Below are 19266 nucleotides of genomic sequence, written 5' to 3' on the forward strand. Positions count from 1 at the left end.
CCTTTTAGCGGAAACGAGCGGTGATCGTGGCCTGTTGCCACTTGTGGAACGACTGTTCCACGGACTCGTCAAAGGCCCGTTTCCAAGCCTTTTCAAAGGAGCGCCCCCTTGCCAGCTCCCGGTGAAGCCTGCGCATGGCTTTCCAGCCCCGTTCATCCAGTTGATGAGAGAAAAAGAGAAAGGACTGGCGGTAGGCCATGGCCTTGTTGGGCAAAAGGTCAAACCGGTCTCTCAGGTCCGGATAGCCGTAGATCGGATTTCGGTCGAGATCGTTTTCGGGAACCCGCCACTCATATCCCACCGCCCGGTACTCCACCCACTGGGCGAAGGCCTCGTTGTACCATCTCGGTACGTTGCCCCGGGTCGCCGCATCCAGATAAAGATGGGCGAATTCGTGATACAAAGGCCCTTCTTCATGGAAGCGGCGCCGCCACTTTTCCCGGCGCGGGTCAAGGGGTTCCCCCATCCATTCTTCGGGATCGAGGAGATAGATTCCTCCGGCGTAGTAGACGCCGGTGGCGCTTTGATCCGGCGGCCAGGAAAAGCGCTTTTGCATTGTCTTGCGGTCGGGAAACAGGTAGACGGGAACGGGTTTTTTCAGGCGGAAACCGAACATCCGTTCGAAATCGGACGCCACCCGCTCCGCCTCCCGGAGGATCGCCTCCGCTTTCCCTTTCATCGACGGGGGATAATGGAGGATGAACCGCTCCGTTTCAAGCTTCGCGCTGTCCCGGAACCGCCATCCTTCCAGCCATTCGCTCCCCTCGTACATCACGGGTCGCGCCGCCGCCGGCACATTGATGGGCAGGGCGGGCAGAAGAAGCCCCGCCAGGAAAAGGACAAGCGGGATCAACCCGCGAATCGGCTTTCCGTTCGACATCATTGTCGCACAATCCTTCCACTGAAACAATCTTTCCGCCTTCAGTGTAACATGGGGAAAGACCGGGCCCCTTTGGGAGATGGAGGAAAATATGAGCTTCTTTTTTGGGCGAACATCTTGCTCCCGGCGGACGGAAAAGGCATAAACTGAGGAAAGCGATGGTACAGGGGGGCGAAGCATGACCAAGAGGAAAATCCGCCGTTACCAGCAGATCGCCAGCAAAATGTTGAAAACCAGGGTGCTTCAGCAGGATCCTTCCCTTCGGGGGGTGATTCCCGAGACCCGGTGGTATACCCGCCCGAATCTGGAGGAGATGCTGGAGAGGCACGCGGTCGTTTTTGTCAAGCCGGACAAAGGCGGCGGCGGCGCGGGCATCCTTCGGATCGAGAAGCGGGATGCGGGGCGCTTTCGCGTCTGTTTCCGGACGCGCTGCAGGGAAGTGGAACGCATGCGCCTTTTTTCCGCCGTGGAATCCTGCTTTTCCCCCGCAAAGCATTATCTGATCCAGCAGGGAATTTCCCTCTCCCTTTACCGCGGCTCTCCCTTTGATCTCCGGATCCTGCTGCAAAGGCCGGGCCGCCGGTGGATCGTGTCGGGCATGGTGGCCAAAGTGGCCGCGTCCGGGAGGTTTGTGACCAACTATTGCCGGGGAGGTCATCCCCTGCCGGTGGAGACCGCTTTGAAGGCGGTGGTTCGCGAACCGGCGGAAAGGGAACGGATGATCAGAAACCTTCATCACATGGCCGAGCGGGTTGCGGAGGTGTTGAATGAGCGCTTTCCGGGGCTTCGGGAGCTGGGAATCGATGTCGGACTGGATCGGCACGGCCATCCGTGGATCTTTGAGGTGAACACGAGACCACAATTTAAAATGTTCTCTAAAATCGGCAGAAGGGATCTCTTCGCAAAAATACTGAAGTATCATCGCATGATTGTATGATCCGCCGCATTTCGACATAAAAATTATATCAAAATTTCTGTATTTTCGACAAAATATCCGGTTGACGGCCGGGCGGGCTCCTGATAGTATCGGTAATAACGAAAGGTTCAGAACAATCTTGGTAAAACATCAGAGATTCTTCGGCAAAAGCAAGAATCATCTCCGGGTGGACAAGCCGATCCCGGAACCAAAAAAACGCGTGTGGATGGGGTGAAATCGGATGTCGATCACCGTCGGCGTGTATATCGGGAAGAAGGACCGGATCATTCGCTATTGGTACGAGACGCTGCCCCGGGGGCAGTTTCCCGTATTGGTCAAGTTCTGCATCCTTTCGTATCTGAAGGGAACGGTGTTTCCCCTGGACACCGTCTGCGAAGTGTCCGCTTTCCGGGAACAGCTGAAAAACATGCCCAGCCTTCCTCCGACCCAGCGAAACGTGACGTTTACGGAAGACGACGGTTCCGTCTACGATTGGGTCATGCGGCTGGAACCCGGTTTTCGGAGCGAAGAGATCAAAAACGTGCTGCAGCGGACCATCAGCCACACCTTGATGTCTCCTCGGCGCCCTGTTTTCCATTCTTCGGCATATGCGGTACATAATTCCGACCCGGGCGTGGAGCGCCGTGACGAATCCCGTACCCCGGTCTGGGCAGGCGTCGGGAACATGATCTGGGAAGGCGGCTCTCCGGGGGCGTTTCCTGCGTCGGGAACGATCAAGGATTCCTACGGTTGGGAGGATCTGGTGGCGACGGGAAGGGGCCGTTCGCTGGAAAACGGCAAGAGAAGCTGAGGCGAAGACGGGAAGCGGCGATTCCGCGGGGGGTTGGAATTTTCAGTGGAATGCCGGGGATTTGATCGGGGCGTAAAATGAGGAGGAGGGAGGCGTCACAAGGCTTTTGCCCCTCTCCTCCTCCGCTGCATGCGGGATCGGTGGGATCGAAAGCGTCATCCATCCGGCCTCTTGGAGATCTTCCAGATGGCCGTGGATGATTTTTTGTTTCGCGGGCAATGAGGCCGATGCGGGTCTTCGCACCGCGGAAAACGTCGGCGCCCCCTCCGAATCTTTCCGGGATGCCGGATGCGCGAGGCAGTCCGGGGGAAGCGGCGGAGGGGCCGCTTGTTTTGCGCGGCGAACCCTCCGCAACTTCTCCGCTTTGGGCGCTGAGGGGGGAAGACGTCATGCCCCGATGCGCTGGGATTCGTAGTTCCGGTCCATTTCCCTGCGGAATCCGAACAGGTAGGTGAAGGCGAAACCGGCGGCGTAGGCGATCAACACCCCCAGCAAGTATAGAAGGCTCTGCCCCGGCTGCATCAGGAGGACGGCGGGAATCCCGGATATGCCGATGGCGACGGTGGCGGTGTCCATCGCCGCCTGGTAGGCCCCGCCCACCGCCGCTCCGAGGCAAGCGGTTACAAAGGGGCGTCCAAGGGGCAGGGTGACGCCGAAGATGAGGGGTTCGCCGATTCCCAGCATGCCGACGGGAACGGCGCCCTTGATGACGTCTTTGAGGAGTTGGCTGCGGGTCTTCACGTAGACGGCCAGCGCGGCTCCCACCTGGCCCGCTCCGGCCATGGCCAGAATCGTCCACAGCGGATCCAGCCCCGTCTTGTTGAGGAGTTCCATGTGAATGGGGATGAGGCCGTGGTGAAGGCCCGTCATGACCAGGGGCAGAAAGGTGCCGGCAAGCACCGCCCCGGCGACGATTCCCCCTTTGTCCATCAAGGCGGTCAGTCCCTGGGTGATTCCGTCCGAAATCCATCCCCCGACCGGTTGCAACACCAGATAAGTGATCACGCCCGTCACCAGCAGGGCCAGCGGCGGGGTCACCATGATATCGATCACTTTGGGGACGAAGCGGCGGATGTTCCGCTCCGCCACGCTGATGAACCAGGCGGCGAGCAGCGCCCCGATCAATCCACCGCGCCCCGGGACGAGGGCCGTGCCGAACAGGGTGATGTCCGCGATTTCGGGCAGGATGATCAATCCCCCGGCCACGCCTCCCAAAGCCGGCGTCCCGCCGAACTCCCGGGCGGTGTTGATGCCGACAAAGACGGCGAGGTAGGTGAAGATCACCTTGCTGATGGCGTTCAACAGCAGGACCAGGGTGCTCTCCTGGTTAAGATCGAAGGAATAGACTACCGTGTTGGTCAGTCCCATGATGATCCCGCCGGCGATGATCGCCGGAATCAGCGGGACGAAGATGTTGGCGAGCTTTCGCAGAAAGCGCTGGACCGGCCCGCGGCTGCGATCCTGTTTCTCCGCCTCCGGATCGCGGACTTCCCCGAGTTGGAGTCCCGTTTCCTCGGAGATCTCCCGGGCGACTTGAGCGGCGGTTCCCGGACCCAGAATGATTTGGAGCTGATTGGATGAGTGCACGATTCCGGCCACTTTGGGAATCGCCCGGATTTTGTCTTCGTTTACCTTTTCCGGGTTGCGCAGGGTCAACCGGATGCGCGTCATGCAGTGTTGGAGTGTGTCGATGTTGGTCACCCCGCCCACCTGCTCCAGAATCGACCGGGCGATTTCCCGCTCCTTTTCGGCCAATGCCGTTCCCCCCTTGGAAAATGATTGAAGGCAATACCCTAAGTACCCGATTTTGGGATCGTTTAATCGTGGGTTTCCTCCCTTTTCATTATATTCCGTCCGGTCGCATTTTTGGGTCACAAATTGAAATATTTTGTCGAATTGCTTATTCTTAGAAGGAAATTCGGTGCAAACAATGGAAAGATGATGAGAGGGACTTCGACAACGGGGACAAAATTCGGGGTGCTGAGGTGGTGATGCTCGTGTGGGAATGGACGGATCGGCTGGATGCTCTGATCATCCCCCTGACAGCGTTGACCGATCCGTCGACGCGATGGGCCGTGTTCGGCGGGGTCCTTCTCTTTCTGATCCTGTGGCTGTCGCTGTTTCGAAAGCTTCCTCCCTCTCTCTATCTGGCGGCCGCTCTGTGCGCACTCATTTTTCTTCGAGCGCTGTTCCCTGAAGGCTGGCTCCCCCTTTTGTGGGTGTTTCTGCTCACTCAAGCGGCGGTTTCCCTCCGCTTTTCCAGGGAATGCACCTTTCTGCTCGCTTCGCTGCTGTTTTTGGTGTACCAGGGAATGCCCTGGATGGATGAGGTGTTGGCGGGAAGCTTTCACCCCGGGATGCTCTACGAAAATTTTCCCGAAATCATTGAAGTCGGCCTCTATTTTGTCCTCAACGCCTGCCTTATCCGTTCCCTCCGGAAGGTCCGGCAGGAGAACGCTCAATTGAAGCGGGAAAACCGGCAGCTGATCGAGCGGGTGAACGAAGCTCACCGATCGCTGCACGAGTACATCGTCCAGCTGGAGGAGATGTCCCGGCGCGATTATCTGACCGGGCTCTACAATTTCAGCGGGTTTCAGGAGCAGTTGACGCGCAGCCTGGCCCGGTGCGCTCCGGACCAGTCCTATCACGTCATCTGCATCGATCTGGTGGATTTTCAGCAAATCAACCTGCAGGAAGGGACCGATGCCGGGGATCAGCTTTTGGTCACCATCGCCCGGCGTCTGAAGCGGAGCCTTCCTTCCTACGCCCAGGTGGCCCGGTACGAAGGGGATCAGTTTGCCGTGGGGTTGATCGGCGACGATTCGGACCTGCGCCATGCGCTGGAGGCCATCGAGTCGGTGTTTTCCGAACTGCGGGAGGAGCGGAGCTTCATCCACTTCTGCTGGGCGACGGCCAGCTATCCCCGGGAGGCGCAGAGCGCCGCCGAACTGCTTCGCCTGGCGGAGCACCGGCTTTCCATCGAGCAGCGGCGGATCCGGCACGAGGAGGAGGAGCGCCAGCGCCACTTGGAAAAACTGTCGGCGATCGGTCAACTGGCGGCGGGCCTCGCCCACGAGATCCGCAATCCCCTCACCTCCATCCGCGGATTCATCCAGATTTCCATGATGGAATCCGAGGAGATGAAAAAATGGGAGTCGATCATCCTCCCCGAAATCGATCGGATCAACGATCTCTTGAAGCAGTTTCTGGACCTCAGCGACACAAGGCCCTCCCAGTTTGTCCGGTTTGAGTTGGACGGGCTGATCGCCGACGTGCTCCGACTGCTGGAACCGAAGGCCATCCTGGACGGCCATCAGCTGACGGCGGAACCTCCCCCCTCCCCGGTGGTGGTGGAAGGGGATCCGGAAAAGTTGAAGCAGGTGCTGATCAATTTGATCAAGAACGGCCTGGAGTCCCTCGGAGAAAAGGGACAGGTGTGGATTCGGTGGAGAAAGCTGCGCGACCGGATTCATATCCGCGTGCAGGATAACGGATGCGGAATCCAGCCGGAACACATGTCCCGGATCTTCGATCCCTTCTTCACCACCAAGGGAGATGGAACGGGAATGGGTCTGTCCATCTGCCACCGCATCATCTCCGATCACGGCGGACAAATCCATGTCACCAGCCAGCCGGGCCGCGGCACGATCTTTAACATCCATCTTCCGATCCAGCAGTTCCACGCTTATCCGGTCGCCATCCCCCCGGTGGCGGGAAAGGATGAAGGAACCCGCCGGCAGGGCGGGTGCGCCGAAGGGGAGCCTCCGGCGCGGTCCGGAGAAGACAAGGAAAAGCCGGTGGCGGAGGAGACCCTCCTGGCTTTGCGCCCCCCCTCGTTGTGAGATAAAATAAAAAAAACAGGGGGAACGCAAGCATGAAAACGGGAAAAAAGGGTTTCAACATCATCTCTCGTTCCGGCGATTTCACCACCCATGGGGGATATGTGACCGGCACGCTCAACCTGAGCAATCTTTCCTCCATATTGATCCACGGGGATGAAGCCAAGATCGACTTGGGCCTCATCCACGCCAAGAGTTCCGTGGAACGGGGAATCAAATTTTCCACCAACAAGGAGGACGTCCCCAACGGCGAGCTTTATTGGGTGGTGTGGGTGACGGTGGACCAAAATGAGAAGGGGCCGTATTACGCCGGTGTGGCGGCTTGCCCGATGTTGATCGACCGGGAAGCCCGTCGGGGATGGAAAATCCTCCCGCATCACGTGAACCGCATGGACGATGCCCTGAAACGGCGCATTCGCGTCAGCGAGCTGGGGCCTGTGGAGAAAAAGGCCCTCCGAAATCTGTTGATCAGCCACGATGAAAAAATGTGGGAGAATTCTTCGGAGGAATTGAAGCAGGCGCTGGCCGTCGACGAGGAAAAATGAACGCTGTGTGAACAATTCACAAGTCGCCTTGTTTCCGTCCGCGATGGGCAGTACACTGTGTATAGGTTGGCGTGGCGTTTCCGTTTTTGAAAGCGGAAACCAACCGTTTCAACAAGGGCTCCGCCGAAGTTCGGCGGAAGCGGAAGCCAGGTCACCGGAACACCATCAAGCTAGGACACCGAAGCGGCGGGCATTGGGCCCGCCGCTTCGGTTTTTTTTGCCTTGTAACCCATCGGATCCGATGAACCGAAAGATGTGACGAGCGGGGGGGTCCCCCGCGCCCGTTTCGGGCGGCAGTGGAGGATTGTTCGCGGGGGAAGCCGGGGGCATTTCAGACCCGGGGCGGACGTAAAATCGGACTTTGGCACGATGGATCGGAGGGAAGGGGCTTGTAAGATAAAGGCAGTTCGGCGGAACCCGTGGCGATCCGGCCGGTTCTGCCGCTTCTTTCCGACACGCCCGGCTGAAGGAGCCCTTAGCCCCATGAATCATAAGGAAATATACTTGGTTTTTACGAGAACAGGAACCTGGCTTTCAAGGTTGATTTGCATATTTTCGCGCATAAAATATCCCCATGTCTCCATCAGCTTCGACGACAGCTTCACCCGGATGTACTCCTTCGGGCGGCGAAGCCCTGACAATCCCTTTTCCGGAGGTCTTGTGGAAGAGAACCTGCAGGATGGTGTTTTCCGGAAGTTTCCCGACAGCCAATGCCGGATATACCGAATCGAAGTGAGTGAGGAACAGTTCCGCTTGATTCGGGCGCAGATAAAGGCATTCCTGAAGGAAAAGGAAAAATACCGGTACAATTTCCTGGGGCTGTTCGGAGTGATCACGAATAGGCCCGTCAAAAGGAAGAACCGCTATTTTTGTTCCCAATTTGTCTCCCACATCCTGATGAACGCCGGTGTCTTTCACGGCAATAAGGCGCCCGAACTGACGCGGCCGGATGACCTTCTCGCCATCGATAACAAACGGCTTGTTTACGAGGGACCTGTTATGGGGTTCCGGAATGTGCCGTCGTTTCGATCCGGCGGGAGACCGCATCGATTTCCCCGGGAAAATGCGGATGACATTCCCTTCCTCCCCCATAAACCGGGGTCTTTTCGCACAATCTAAGGGGGGAAAGGAGGGAGGGACCGATGCCGGAACGGCAGGAGCATTTTGCCCGCCACGGGGGGGTTCATTTCTCCAACCGGGTTCCGCCCGAAGAGATCAACCGGTTTGTCCGCGAGCTTCCGCCCGAAAAGAGGGAAAGCCTGTTTGAGGTGCTGAAGGAGCTGGAACAGGCGGGGATGATCGTCATTCACAACGACGGGATTTGGGCCGACGGCGAAGGGAAAGTCGGCGGCAGCCGGGAGTGCTGAGCTCTCCGTGAAGATCCCGGAAGGTCAAATGGCAAACCCTGGGGCGTACGCCCCAGGGTTTGCTTTTTTCAGAGACCCGGAAGCCATTTTCTGATCCAATCCCAGAGGGATCCTCCGCCTTTCTTTTCCGCCTCCGGCGAGGGATGAAGGGGGCAGTATTCCTTCGGTTCGGTGCCGGAGACAAAATACTCCCAGCGCACCTTGGGGCATCGCTTTGTGGCCAGATGCCCCGTCTCCGGATCCACATACGCTCCCTTCACCCCGTCCGGGACGGAGAAGGTGCGGACGGATTTCCCGGCGAGGGACCTCTGCATGAAGGTTCCCCAGATCATTTGGGCGAGGCGTCCCTCTTCATGGGGAAGTTTTTTGGCGCGGTCGTATCCGACCCAGACGGTTGCGGCCAGATCGGGCGTGTATCCCGCCAGCCATCCGTCCCAGTCCGTCGAGCCGGTTTTGCCGGCGCTCGGATGCGGAAAAATCTGCTTGACCCGGTGTCCCGTTCCCCCGGATTCGAAGACGCTTCGAAGCAGGTGAGTCAGCACGAAGGTTTCCGCTTCCGAAGCCACGCGCCGCCGGTCGGGACGGCTTTCGGCGATCGTGTTGCCTTCGGCGTCTTCGATCCGCAGGATGGCCACCGGTTCCGTGAGGACGCCCCCGGCGGCCAGGGCGGCGTAGGCCCGGGTCATCTCATAGGGCGATACCGGAATGCTGCCCAGGGCGAGGGAGGGAACGGGCTTGAGGGGGGAAGTGAACCCCAAACGGCGCGCCGTCTCCATGAGGCGATCCCGCCCGATCAGAAAATGGGTGTGCACGGCGTACACGTTGTCCGACCGGGCGATCGCTTCCCTTAAGGTGATCGGCCGCCCCGCGTATTGGTTTCGGAAGTTGGCCGGACGATAGATCCCTCCTTCATAGGGAAAGGCGGTCGGCTTGCTCTCCAGGCGGGTGACGGGAGTGAACCCCTTTTCCAGGGCGGCCAGATAGAGAAACGGTTTGAAGGCGGATCCGGGTTGCCGGCGAGCAAAAACCCGGTTGTATTGGGACTTTTGATAATCCTTTCCGCCGACCATCGCCCGGATGTGTCCGTTTTTCGGATCGATCGCCAAAAGCGCCCCTTGAAGCCCGTCCTTGTTTCCCAGATACTTCTTTACGGCTTTCTCCGCCTGGCGCTGCATCTTTATGTCCAGTGTCGTGTAGATGCGGAGTCCGCCCCCCCTCAGTTCGGACTCCCTCAATCCGTATCGGTTGATCGCCGTTTGGATGATGTAGTCCCGAAAATACGGGGCCTTGGAGGGGGAGGGTTTCGGCCTGGGGGCCAGGGCAATTGGCTGGGCCTTTGCCCGGGCGGCCTGGGAGGGCGTAATCCAGCCGGCCCGGACCATCGTGTCCAGGATGGCGTGTTGTCGACGCTTGGCCCGTTCCATCGACGTATAGGGGGAATACAACTTGGGACCCCGGGGCAGGCCGGCCAGAAAGGCGCTTTCCCCCAGGGTGAGGCGCTTCGCCGGTTTTCCGAAATAGGTTTGCGCCGCCCGCTGGATGCCGTAGGCCCCGTTGCCGTAATACACTTCGTTCAGGTACATCTCCAGGATTTTGTCCTTGGAGAAATGCAGTTCCAGCTGGACGGCGAGCACGGCCTCTTTCCACTTGCGGGACCAGGTCCGGTCGCTGGTCAAATACAGGTTTCTCGCCAGCTGCTGGGTGATCGTGCTCGCTCCCTGGACGATCCGCATTTCCCGCAGATTGACCAGCGCGGCCCGGGCGATGCCGCGGAGGGAGAGCCCGAAATGGTCGTAAAAGGTTTGGTCCTCGGCGGCGAGGGTGGCCAGGATCAGATGCCGGGGAACCTCCCCGAGCTGGACGGGATCCCGGTGTTCCCCCCTGTCCAGCTGGTCGATCAGGTTCCCGCGGATATCGTACACCTTGGTGGTCATCGGGATGTCCGGCGGCGGGAGGGGGCGGGATTTGAGATAAAGGAGGGTGACCAACAGGGTGCCCCCCAGGAAAAGCAGGAGGATTCCCGCGATTTTCAGAAGCCGTTTTCCCCGGACCAGCCATCGCCAGGCGGGAATTTCCTCCAGCGTCGGGTCCGGGGGAAGTTGGTTCATGCCGTCGCCCATCCCGTCACTCTCCCTTTTCGCGCCTGCCGGCTGTGAATGGTTCGTCAACAGTATGGGAGAAGGGATGGAAGATTATACCTTCCGGGAAGGTGACGGGTTTTTCATTGAGGTTGGAAGAGAGTTGCATTATTCTAAGGATGACGTTGGAAAAATATCAGAGATCTTGACACCTGAAGGGATGGAAGGAGAGCTTTATGGATAAGCTTCAGATGGAATTGTGGTTTACGGAAAAACAAACGCCCGATCACGGGATCACCAGCAAAGTGGTTCGCACCCTTCATCACGAAGAGACGGAATACCAGACCGTCGATGTGATCGAAACCCGGCAGTTCGGCAACATGCTTCTGCTGGACGGCATGGTGATGACCACCGACAAGGATGAGTTCGTCTATCACGAAATGATCGCCCACGTGGCGATGAACACCCATCCCGAGCCGAAGGACGTGTTGGTGATCGGCGGCGGGGACGGAGGGGCGATCCGTGAAGTGCTCAAATATCCCACGGTGGAAACGGCCACCCTGGTGGAGATCGACGAACGGGTGATCGAGGTGGCCAAAACCTACTTTCCGTCCATCGCCGGCGCGTTGGATGATCCCCGGGTGCGGATCCGGATCGAGGACGGCATCCGGTACGTGGAAAAAGCGGAGAACGCCTACGACGTGATTCTCGTGGATTCGACGGAGCCGATCGGGCCGGCGGTGGGATTGTTCAAACGGGAGTTCTACGAGCGGATCTTCCACGCCCTGCGCCGGGACGGCATCATGGTGGCGCAGACGGAATCCCCCTGGTTCAACCGGGATCTGATCGCCCGCGTCTATCGCGATATTGCCGATCTTTTCCCGATCGCCAGGCTCTACACCGCCAGCGTTCCCACCTATCCCAGCGGGCTGTGGAGCTTCACCCTGGGTTCCAAGGTGTATGATCCCCTGGAGGTGGACGAAATCAAGCTGCACCGTCCGGAAACGAAGTACTACACTCCGGAAATCCACAAGGCCCTGTTTGCCCTGCCCAAATACGTGGCCGAGCTGACGAAATGAGGTGGTTGGATGCGCGCGGAGGAAGCCTATTCCGGGAACGTGTTCATCGCCGCCAAGGCGGACCTGGAGGAGGCCCGGGCGGTGATTTACGGCATGCCGATGGACTGGACCGCCAGCTTTCGTCCGGGATCGCGGTTCGGCCCGCGCCGAATCCGCGAGGTTTCGTTGGTCCTGGAGGAATACAGTCCCCACCTCGGCCGGGAACTTGGGGAGGTTCCCTTTTATGACGCCGGGGACATTCCCCTCCCCTTCGGGAACCCGGGGCGGAGCCTGGAGAAAATCGGACGGTTTGTCGCCGAGGTGCTTCAGCGGGACAAGATGCCGATCGGTCTCGGGGGAGAACACCTGGTCACCTGGCCGGTGGTGCGGGAAGTGTACAAGCACTTTCCGGATCTGGCCGTCATCCACATGGACGCCCACGCCGATCTGCGGACCGAATACGAAGGGGAAACGCTCTCCCATGCCACTCCCCTGCGGAAAATCGCCGAGCTGATCGGTCCGGAAAACGTCATCCAGCTGGGCATCCGCTCGGGAACCCGGGAAGAGTTTGAATACGCCGCCTCTTCCGGCATCCGCTTTCACCCCTTCGAGGTGTTGAAGCCGCTTGTGGAGGAGCTTCCCGCCCTGGCGGGCCGCCCGGTCTACGTGACCGTGGACATTGACGTCCTGGACCCGGCCTTCGCTCCCGGCACCGGGACGCCGGAGCCGGCGGGCATCACGTCCCGGGAGCTGATGGAATCGCTTCATGCCATCGCCCGCTCCGAAGTGAAGGTGGTGGGAGCCGACCTGGTGGAGGTGGCACCCGCCTACGATCCGACGGATCAGACGGCGGTGGCGGCCGCCAAGATGGTGCGGGAGATGCTCCTGGGTTTTGTCCCGGCCTGAAGGGACAACGGAAAAAAGAGGGGAGGCGCCGATGGTTCCGGTCAGGGTGCGGGTTTTTTCCACCATCACCGGTGAGGCGGGGGTGGATCGGATCCGCCGGGAAGCGAAGGGACGGTTTGCGGAAAAGATGGGCGAATGGGTGCTCAGGTATGTGGAAAGCGGCGAAGAGGACGGGGAAATGCGGACGACGGTGAGGGCGAGGGAGGACTCGATCACCGTCATCCGCAGCGGCGGGTTGGATTTCCGCCACACTTACCGTCCCGGAAGAAGGGATGCCAGCCGGGTACATACCCCGGCGGGGGAGGCGGAAATGGAAGTGAAAACCCTGGATTACCGCCGCCGCAGGTGGGAGGGGGGCGGAGAATTCCGCTTTTCCTATGAGCTGCGGTTGGGCGGGGAACACTTGGGGACTTACGCGTTGCATATCCAATGGAGGGAGGAGCCGTGGGATGACCGTGCTGATGAAAATACGGGAGACACTCCGTGAGGAAATCCGCAAGGCGGTGCTTTCCGCCGGCCTGGCCTCGGAAGAAAACATGCCGGAGGTGGAGTTGGAGACCCCCCGGGAAAAGGCCCACGGGGATCTGGCCACCAATGTGGCGATGAGACTGACCCGCATCGCCCGCTCCAATCCCCGGGAGATCGCCGCGCGGATCGTGGAGGGGATCGATCGGAAAAGGGCTCACGTCCGCGACATCCAAGTGGCGGGGCCCGGGTTTATCAACTTTTTCCTCGACCGCTCCTTTCTGACGAAGGTGCTGGAGGAGATTCAGAGCGCCGGCGACCGCTACGGAAGGTCGGAAGCGGGACGTGGTCAGCGGGTCAACGTGGAGTTCGTCAGCGCCAACCCGACGGGCAGCCTGCATCTCGGCCATGCCCGCGGGGCCGCCGTCGGGGATGCCCTGTGCAATATCCTGGAGGCCGCCGGTTATGATGTAACCAGGGAGTACTACATCAACGATGCGGGCAACCAGATCCGGCTGCTCGCCCTTTCCCTGGAGGCCCGCTATCTGGAGGCCCTCGGCAGGGAATCCTCCTTTCCCGAGGACGGCTATCGGGGGCAGGACATCATCGACATCGCCCGGGAACTGGCGGAACGGGAGGGCGATTCGCTCCTTTCCCTCGACCGGGAGGAACGGCTCGCCCGGCTGAGGGAGTACGGATTGAAGCGGATGCTGGACAAGATCCGCCGGGATCTGGAGCGGTACCGGGTCCGCTTCGACGTGTGGTTCAGCGAGCGCTCCCTCTATGAATCCGGTGCGGTGGAGCGGGTGCTGAAGGAGCTGGGCGAACGGGGGTACACCTACGAGAAGGACGGCGCCCTGTGGTTGAAGTCGACCGCCTTCGGCGATGACAAGGATCGCGTCCTGGTCAAAAGCGACGGCTCGTACACCTACCTCACCCCGGACATCGCCTACCACCGCGACAAACTGAACCGCGGTTTCGACCGGCTCATCAACATCTGGGGCGCCGATCACCACGGTTACATTCCCCGCATGAAGGCGGCCATCGCCGCCCAGGGGTACGATCCGGAGCGCCTGACGGTGCTGGTGACCCAGATGGTCAAGCTGTACCAGGGCGGGGAATTGGTCAAGATGTCCAAACGGACGGGGAAAGCCGTCACCCTGGAGGAACTGATGGACGAGGTGGGGGTGGACGCCGTCCGCTATTTCTTCGTCATGCGCAGTCCCGACAGCCATCTGGACTTCGACATGGACCTGGCGATTTCCCGTTCCAACGAGAACCCGGTCTACTATGTCCAATACGCCCACGCCCGGATTCAGAGCGTCTTCCGCCAGGCCCGGGAGAGAGGGCTTGCTCCCGCCGCCGACCCGGAAACCCTCTCCCTGCTCGCGGAGGAACAGGAGTACGATCTGATGAAGGCCTTGGCCGCTTTTCCCGATGAAGTGGCCGGCGCGGCCGAGCAGCTGGCGCCTCAGCGGGTGGTGAGATACCTGCATGATCTGGCCGCCCTGTTCCACAGCTACTACAGGGCCTATCGGGTGATCGGCGATGACGAGAACCTGTCGCGGGCGAGACTGGCCCTTCTCTCGGGGGTGGCCCAGGTGATCCGAAACGGCCTGTCCCTGATCGGCGTGAGCGCCCCGGATCACATGTAAGCGGAGGTTTGTCACGGGTGGGGCCCGGGGCCTCCCATCCCCCTAATCGTTCGCCCTGGGAGGCGATGCCATCGTGAGGTTGATCTTGCTTTCCACCTTCACCGGTTTCATCGCCGGGTTTGTCTTTTCCCTTCTCCGATTGCCGATCCCGGCCCCGCCGGCCCTGGCGGGCATTTTCGGCATCATCGGAATCTACCTGGGATACCAGGCGTACCAGTGGGTGAGCCGGTTTTTCTGAATCGGGCGGGTCTCCTCCCATCGGGAGGGGCCCGCTTTCATGTGTCTCATCGAAAAGGCGGTGTTTTTTCGTGACCGTTTTTAAGGAGAATAAGGCCTTCGCAGAGGTGGTCCGGAAAATCGATCCGCTCCGCCGGCTGCTTTCCTTCCAGGAGCTTTCGGGGGGCGTGTCGGCCCGGACGGCGCTTTTGGAGACGGAAGGGCCGGACGGCCGCAGGGAAAAGCTGCTCTTCCGCCAGCACGGAGCTCGGGATCTTCGGAGGAATCCCCGGATTGCCGCCGACGAGTACCGCCTCCTGGGCATCCTCCGCTCCGCCGGATTGCCCGTTCCCAAGCCGTATGCCCTGGACACCTCCCGCCGCCTGTTTCCCGCGCCCTATCTGGTGATGGAATTCATCGAAGGCGAGGCGGTGGATGATCCGGCGGATCCAAGGACATACCTCCACCAGACCGCCTGCCATCTGTCCCGGATCCACCGGGTGGACGCTTCCCGGCACGATTTGTCCTTTCTGCCGAAACAGGAGGCGCTGGCCCGCAAAATCCTGGAAAGGCGCCCCGCCTCCCCGAAGGACGCCTGGAACGAGGGGAGGATTCGGAGGGCTCTGGAGCGGGTGTGGCCGTTTCCGCGGTCCAATCCGGATGTCCTGCTGCACGGGGACTTCTGGCCGGGGAATCTCCTGTGGAAGGAGGGGGGGCTGGTGGCCGTCATCGACTGGGAGGATGCGGCCCTGGGGGATCCGCTCGCCGATGTGGCCAATGCACGCCTGGAAATCCTGTGGGCCTTCGGAGCGGAAGCGATGCGGCGGTTCACGGAGGAGTACCGATCCATGATGCCACACGTCGATTTCACCCATCTTCCCCGTTGGGACCTGTATGCGGCACTGCGGCCGGTATCGACGATTTCCGGATGGGGATTGGGAGATGCCCGGGAAAGCGTCATGCGCAAGCGGCACCGCTTGTTTGTCGCCCAGGCCCTGGAGAAGCTGGGGTTTGAGCCGTGAGGCGCCCGGATCCCTGTGACTTAAGAAAGACAACGCCCCGACGAAAAAAGGGTGAAGGGAATCCCTCCCTTCACCCGTACGCCTTCGCCTACACCCACAGGGTCAGTGCCAGGATGCAGACGATGGCGCCGACGATGCCGCAGATCACGAACAGAACGGGAAAAAAGCTCCCCTTTTGATCCAGGTGCATGAAGGTGAACAGCTGCACCACGACCTGGACGGACGCCAATAGCAACAGGACCGGAATCACCACTTCGGCGGCGACGGAGCCGGTGCCGACGAGGATAAAGGCGGCGGCGGTCAGGATCATCATCAAGGCGAAGGCTTTCACATGCTTGCCGGCGCTCTCCGGCTTTTCCCGCCTTTCGGGTCTGGCCGTCGACGGATCGATTTTCGGTTCCACGACCGAACCTCCTTTTTGAAGGAGAAGGAACTGAAACAATTATCCGAATGATAATGAATATTATGACATAAGGATGAATATTTGTCAATTTTGCGACAAATGAACACGCGGTGAATTTCCGCGGGTACAAGGCAAATGATTCCTTCCGGTCGATAAGTTTTAATTTTTCGCTTAAAATGGGAGTGACGAATTTTCGGCACAATCCGCCGGCTTTTCGGCGGGATGTCCGGGGGATGATTCATGAAACAGACGCAGATTACGGAAGAATTGCTGCAGGAAGTGCTTCGTTCCATCGACGAGGGCATCCATGTGGTGGATGTCCGGGGGATCACCATTTTTTACAACCATGTCGCGGCCTCCCTCGACGGGATGGCGGTGGAGGAGGTCTTGGGAACCCATGTGCTGGAGGCGTTTCCCTCGCTCACCAGCAAGACGAGCACGCTGATGCAGGTGATCCGGACCGGCAAGCCCCTCTACAACCAGCGGCAGACCTACACCAACCGATACGGCAAAAGGATCGTGACGGTCAATTCCACCGTCCCCCTCCGGGTGGGCGGCCGGCTGGTGGGAGCGTTGGAAGTGTCCAAGGATGTGACCCGCATCCAGGAGCTGGCGGAGCAGGTGATCGATCTGAGGAAAAGGATCCGGAAGCCGGTTCGGAAACCGCCGGCGACGGAGCCGCGCCTGTTCCGGTTCGAGCAGATTCTCACGCGGAACCCGGAGATGATGAAGGCCATCGAGCGGGCGAAGCGGGCCGCCGCCACCCGCTCCCCGGTCCTGGTCGTGGGGGAAACGGGCACGGGAAAGGAACTGATTGTCCAGTCGATTCACAGCGCCTCCCCCCGCCGCGACCAGCCCTTCATCGCCCAGAACTGCGCGGCGATTCCCTCGTCCCTGCTGGAAGGAATCCTGTTCGGAACGGTGAAGGGCGCCTTCACGGGGGCGGAGGATCGGCCGGGCCTGTTTGAATTGGCGGATGGGGGCACCCTGTTTCTGGATGAGATCCACGCCATGCCCTCGGACCTGCAGGCGAAATTGCTGCGGGTGCTGGAAGAAGGGGCGGTCCGGAGGGTGGGGGATGCAAACGCGCGCTGGGTGGACGTGCGCATCCTGTGCGCCACCAATGAGGATCCCGTCCGCAACGTGAAGGAAGGGCGCCTCCGGAAGGATCTGTTTTACCGCATCCAGGTGGTACGGATCGATCTGCCGCCCCTTCGGGAGAGGCGGGAGGACATTCCCCTTCTCACCTCCCATTTCATCCGCGAATACAACGGCAAGCTGGGAAAACGGGTTTTCGGGCTTCGGCCGGAGGTGGAGGAGATGTTCCTGCGCTACGATTGGCCGGGCAATGTCCGGGAATTGAAGCACGCCATCGAAGGGGCGATGAACATGGCGGAAGGGGAGATGATCGCCCCGGAGGATTTGCCGCCCCATCTCATCCCCGGGGAAACGGCCGCCCGTCCGGAGCGGGAGGGGCGCCCCCTGCGGGAAGTGTTGGCCGAGGTGGAGGAGCGGATGATCCGGGAAGCGTTGGCCGCCTGCGGGGGAAATGTGCGGCAGGCGGCCCGCCGATTGGGAATTCCGCGGCAAACGCTGCAGTACAAGCTGCAAAAATGGGGATTGGACCGCCGAGTGAAGTAAGATTCGTGGAGCGCAGTCCCAACGGGGCCTTGGGAGGGGAAGCGCCTTGCCCATCGGCGGCTTGCCGCTTTCTTCCGCCTTTCCTTCCGGCCCGAATGAAGGACGTTACGTTCCGCCTGGAGGCCGGGGCGCAAGGCGGCCCCTCCGTTTGGCGTTTTCGGGGCTGATCCTTTCTCTTTTTGACGTTCCGGGCGGCGGCCGTGTCTCAGCTTCCAAATCGGGGGAGATGACATGCAAAGGCAAAGATGTGCCGAATATTCGGCACATCTTTTTGTTTTTCGGGATGAAACGTCCGGCCTGCGCTGTTTTTTGGCAATTGGCATGTTTCTTGCAATAGCGAAAGGTGAAGCCGGAAAAGGAGGGTGGCCCGATTGACCGCATGCCAATCGTACCCGAAAGGGCACCGGTATGGTCTTCACCGGGTGCTGGAGCCAAAGGGGGTGATGCCCCAGCCCGCATGGAAGCTGGATGCCAGGCCGGTCTGCCATGACAACGAGCTTTTGGTCGAGGTGGACCGCCTCAACATCGATTCCGCCTCCTTCAATCAGCTGAAGGAGGAGGCCGGCGGCGATCCGGAACGGGTGAAGGAACGGATCCTCGGGATCGTCGCCGAGAGGGGGAAAATGCACAATCCCGTCACCAATTCCGGCGGGATGCTGATCGGCCGGGTTCTCGAGATCGGCCCGTCTTTTCCGGATCAAGGATTGAAGCGGGGGGAGAAGATCGCCACGCTGGTCTCCCTCACCTTGACCCCCCTTTCCCTGGAAGCCGTGGAGCGGGTGGATCTGGAGACGGGGCAGGTGGAGGTGCGGGGCAAGGCGGTGCTCTTCGCCAGCGGTCCCTTCGCCCGCCTTCCCGATGATTTGCCGGAATCCGTCGCCCTGGCCGTGCTCGACGTTTGCGGGGCCCCGGCGCAGACGGCGCGCCTGGTCCGCCCCGGTCAGCGGGTGGCGGTGCTGGGGGCGGGAGGCAAATCGGGGCTTCTCTGCCTCTGGCACGCCAAAAAACAGGCGGGCCCCGGCGGCCGGGTGATCGCCCTGGAGGCCGGGGAGGCGGCCTGCGAGGCGATCCGGAACCTGGCCCTCGCCGACGAGGTGATCCGGGCGGACGCCACGCGGCCCGTCGAGGTGCTGGAAAAGGTGGAACGCGCCACCGGCGGACGGTTGGCGGATGTCACCATCAATTGCGTGAATGTGCCCCATACGGAGCTGTCCAGCATTCTGTGCACCCGGGACGGCGGGACGGTTTACTTTTTCAGCACGGCCGTCCGCTTCACCGCCGCCGCCCTGGGGGCCGAGGGCGTGGGGAAGGATGTGCGCATGATGATCGGCAACGGATACGCTCCCGGCCACGCGGCCCTCGCTTTGGAAACCCTCAGGCAGTCCCCCGCCCTGAGGCGGTTGTTCGAGGAGCGATATGCCCGAGAAGAGAGGCAACCGACGGTTTGACGCCCGCATCGGGGCG

General features: G+C 60.6%; 19 protein-coding genes. 14 read left to right on the forward strand and 5 right to left on the reverse strand.

The window, feature by feature from the left end; all coding sequences use genetic code 11:
* Nucleotides 1-4: 4 nt before the first annotated feature.
* A complete protein-coding gene (locus BM063_RS04110) occupies nucleotides 5-883 on the reverse strand; it encodes a peptidase MA family metallohydrolase (RefSeq protein WP_092036119.1) in 879 nt (292 codons plus the stop codon).
* Between the two features lie 175 nt (nucleotides 884-1058).
* Here BM063_RS04110 and BM063_RS04115 point away from each other — a divergent pair, with 175 nt between their 5' ends.
* Both BM063_RS04115 and BM063_RS04120 read left to right on the forward strand, forming a co-directional pair.
* Complete coding sequence (locus BM063_RS04115) at nucleotides 1059-1817, forward strand: YheC/YheD family protein (protein WP_092036121.1); 759 nt, start codon at nucleotides 1059-1061, stop codon at nucleotides 1815-1817.
* A gap of 220 nt (nucleotides 1818-2037) precedes the next feature.
* Nucleotides 2038-2607 carry a hypothetical protein gene (locus BM063_RS04120; RefSeq protein ID WP_092036123.1) on the forward strand — a complete coding sequence of 190 codons (570 nt, stop codon included), beginning with the start codon at nucleotides 2038-2040 and terminating at the stop codon, nucleotides 2605-2607.
* Nucleotides 2608-2994: 387 nt separating this feature from the next.
* Here BM063_RS04120 and BM063_RS04130 read toward each other — a convergent pair whose 3' ends face one another.
* Entirely contained in the window at nucleotides 2995-4362 is a 1368-nt protein-coding gene (locus tag BM063_RS04130) for a PTS transporter subunit EIIC (RefSeq protein WP_092036128.1), read from the reverse strand.
* A 242-nt stretch (nucleotides 4363-4604) separates the two neighbouring features.
* On the opposite strand from BM063_RS04130, the gene BM063_RS04135 reads away from it, so the two are divergent.
* Complete coding sequence (locus tag BM063_RS04135) at nucleotides 4605-6449, forward strand: sensor histidine kinase (protein WP_177198968.1); 1845 nt, start codon at nucleotides 4605-4607, stop codon at nucleotides 6447-6449.
* Nucleotides 6450-6481: 32 nt separating this feature from the next.
* Nucleotides 6482-6991: a YwhD family protein gene (locus BM063_RS04140; RefSeq protein WP_092036131.1), complete on the forward strand. Its 510-nt coding sequence runs from the start codon at nucleotides 6482-6484 to the stop codon at nucleotides 6989-6991.
* Nucleotides 6992-7525: 534 nt separating this feature from the next.
* On the opposite strand, the gene BM063_RS17560 is transcribed toward BM063_RS04140, so the two are convergent.
* A complete protein-coding gene (locus BM063_RS17560; RefSeq protein ID WP_177198969.1) occupies nucleotides 7526-8083 on the reverse strand; it encodes a hypothetical protein in 558 nt (185 codons plus the stop codon).
* Between the two features lie 50 nt (nucleotides 8084-8133).
* On the opposite strand from BM063_RS17560, the gene BM063_RS04150 reads away from it, so the two are divergent.
* Complete coding sequence (locus BM063_RS04150; protein WP_092036134.1) at nucleotides 8134-8358, forward strand: hypothetical protein; 225 nt, start codon at nucleotides 8134-8136, stop codon at nucleotides 8356-8358.
* Nucleotides 8359-8426: 68 nt separating this feature from the next.
* Here BM063_RS04150 and BM063_RS04155 read toward each other — a convergent pair whose 3' ends face one another.
* A complete protein-coding gene (locus BM063_RS04155) occupies nucleotides 8427-10478 on the reverse strand; it encodes a transglycosylase domain-containing protein (RefSeq protein ID WP_092036137.1) in 2052 nt (683 codons plus the stop codon).
* Here BM063_RS04155 and BM063_RS17185 point away from each other — a divergent pair.
* The 7 genes from BM063_RS17185 (at nucleotide 10465) to BM063_RS04185 (ending at nucleotide 15758) form a co-directional block, all read left to right on the forward strand.
* Nucleotides 10465-10680 (forward strand): hypothetical protein, encoded by a 216-nt coding sequence (locus BM063_RS17185; protein WP_143085227.1) that lies wholly within the window; start codon nucleotides 10465-10467, stop codon nucleotides 10678-10680. The two genes, BM063_RS04155 and BM063_RS17185, sit on opposite strands and share 14 nt — an antisense overlap.
* 7 nt (nucleotides 10681-10687) lie before the next feature.
* Nucleotides 10688-11515, forward strand: a complete 828-nt coding sequence (gene speE, locus BM063_RS04160; protein WP_092036343.1) for a polyamine aminopropyltransferase — start codon at nucleotides 10688-10690, stop codon at nucleotides 11513-11515.
* 9 nt (nucleotides 11516-11524) lie between these two features.
* Nucleotides 11525-12400: an agmatinase gene (gene speB / locus BM063_RS04165; RefSeq protein WP_092036140.1), complete on the forward strand. Its 876-nt coding sequence runs from the start codon at nucleotides 11525-11527 to the stop codon at nucleotides 12398-12400.
* 31 nt (nucleotides 12401-12431) lie between these two features.
* Nucleotides 12432-12887, forward strand: coding sequence for a YwiB family protein (locus tag BM063_RS04170; protein WP_092036142.1), 456 nt, complete (start codon nucleotides 12432-12434; stop codon nucleotides 12885-12887).
* Nucleotides 12850-14520 carry an arginine--tRNA ligase gene (gene argS, locus BM063_RS04175; RefSeq protein WP_092036144.1) on the forward strand — a complete coding sequence of 557 codons (1671 nt, stop codon included), beginning with the start codon at nucleotides 12850-12852 and terminating at the stop codon, nucleotides 14518-14520. Before BM063_RS04170 ends, argS begins: the two co-directional genes overlap by 38 nt.
* Nucleotides 14521-14593: 73 nt before the next feature.
* A complete protein-coding gene (locus BM063_RS04180) occupies nucleotides 14594-14758 on the forward strand; it encodes a XapX domain-containing protein (protein ID WP_092036146.1) in 165 nt (54 codons plus the stop codon).
* A 70-nt stretch (nucleotides 14759-14828) separates the two neighbouring features.
* Nucleotides 14829-15758 (forward strand): phosphotransferase family protein, encoded by a 930-nt coding sequence (locus BM063_RS04185; RefSeq protein WP_092036148.1) that lies wholly within the window; start codon nucleotides 14829-14831, stop codon nucleotides 15756-15758.
* 88 nt (nucleotides 15759-15846) lie between these two features.
* On the opposite strand, the gene BM063_RS04190 is transcribed toward BM063_RS04185, so the two are convergent.
* The gene (locus BM063_RS04190; protein ID WP_092036150.1) at nucleotides 15847-16161 is read right to left on the reverse strand and encodes a cytochrome C oxidase subunit IV family protein; all 315 of its coding nucleotides are present in this window, start codon (nucleotides 16159-16161) and stop codon (nucleotides 15847-15849) included.
* 240 nt (nucleotides 16162-16401) lie between these two features.
* Here BM063_RS04190 and BM063_RS04195 point away from each other — a divergent pair, with 240 nt between their 5' ends.
* Nucleotides 16402-17802: a sigma-54 interaction domain-containing protein gene (locus BM063_RS04195; RefSeq protein WP_092036152.1), complete on the forward strand. Its 1401-nt coding sequence runs from the start codon at nucleotides 16402-16404 to the stop codon at nucleotides 17800-17802.
* Between the two features lie 371 nt (nucleotides 17803-18173).
* Nucleotides 18174-19250, forward strand: a complete 1077-nt coding sequence (gene kdd / locus BM063_RS04205) for an L-erythro-3,5-diaminohexanoate dehydrogenase (RefSeq protein ID WP_245752008.1) — start codon at nucleotides 18174-18176, stop codon at nucleotides 19248-19250.
* The last annotated feature ends 16 nt before the right edge of the window (nucleotides 19251-19266 follow it).

Origin of the sequence: Planifilum fulgidum (assembly GCF_900113175.1) — a bacterium.
GTDB classification, from domain to species: Bacteria; Bacillota; Bacilli; order Thermoactinomycetales; family DSM-44946; genus Planifilum; species Planifilum fulgidum.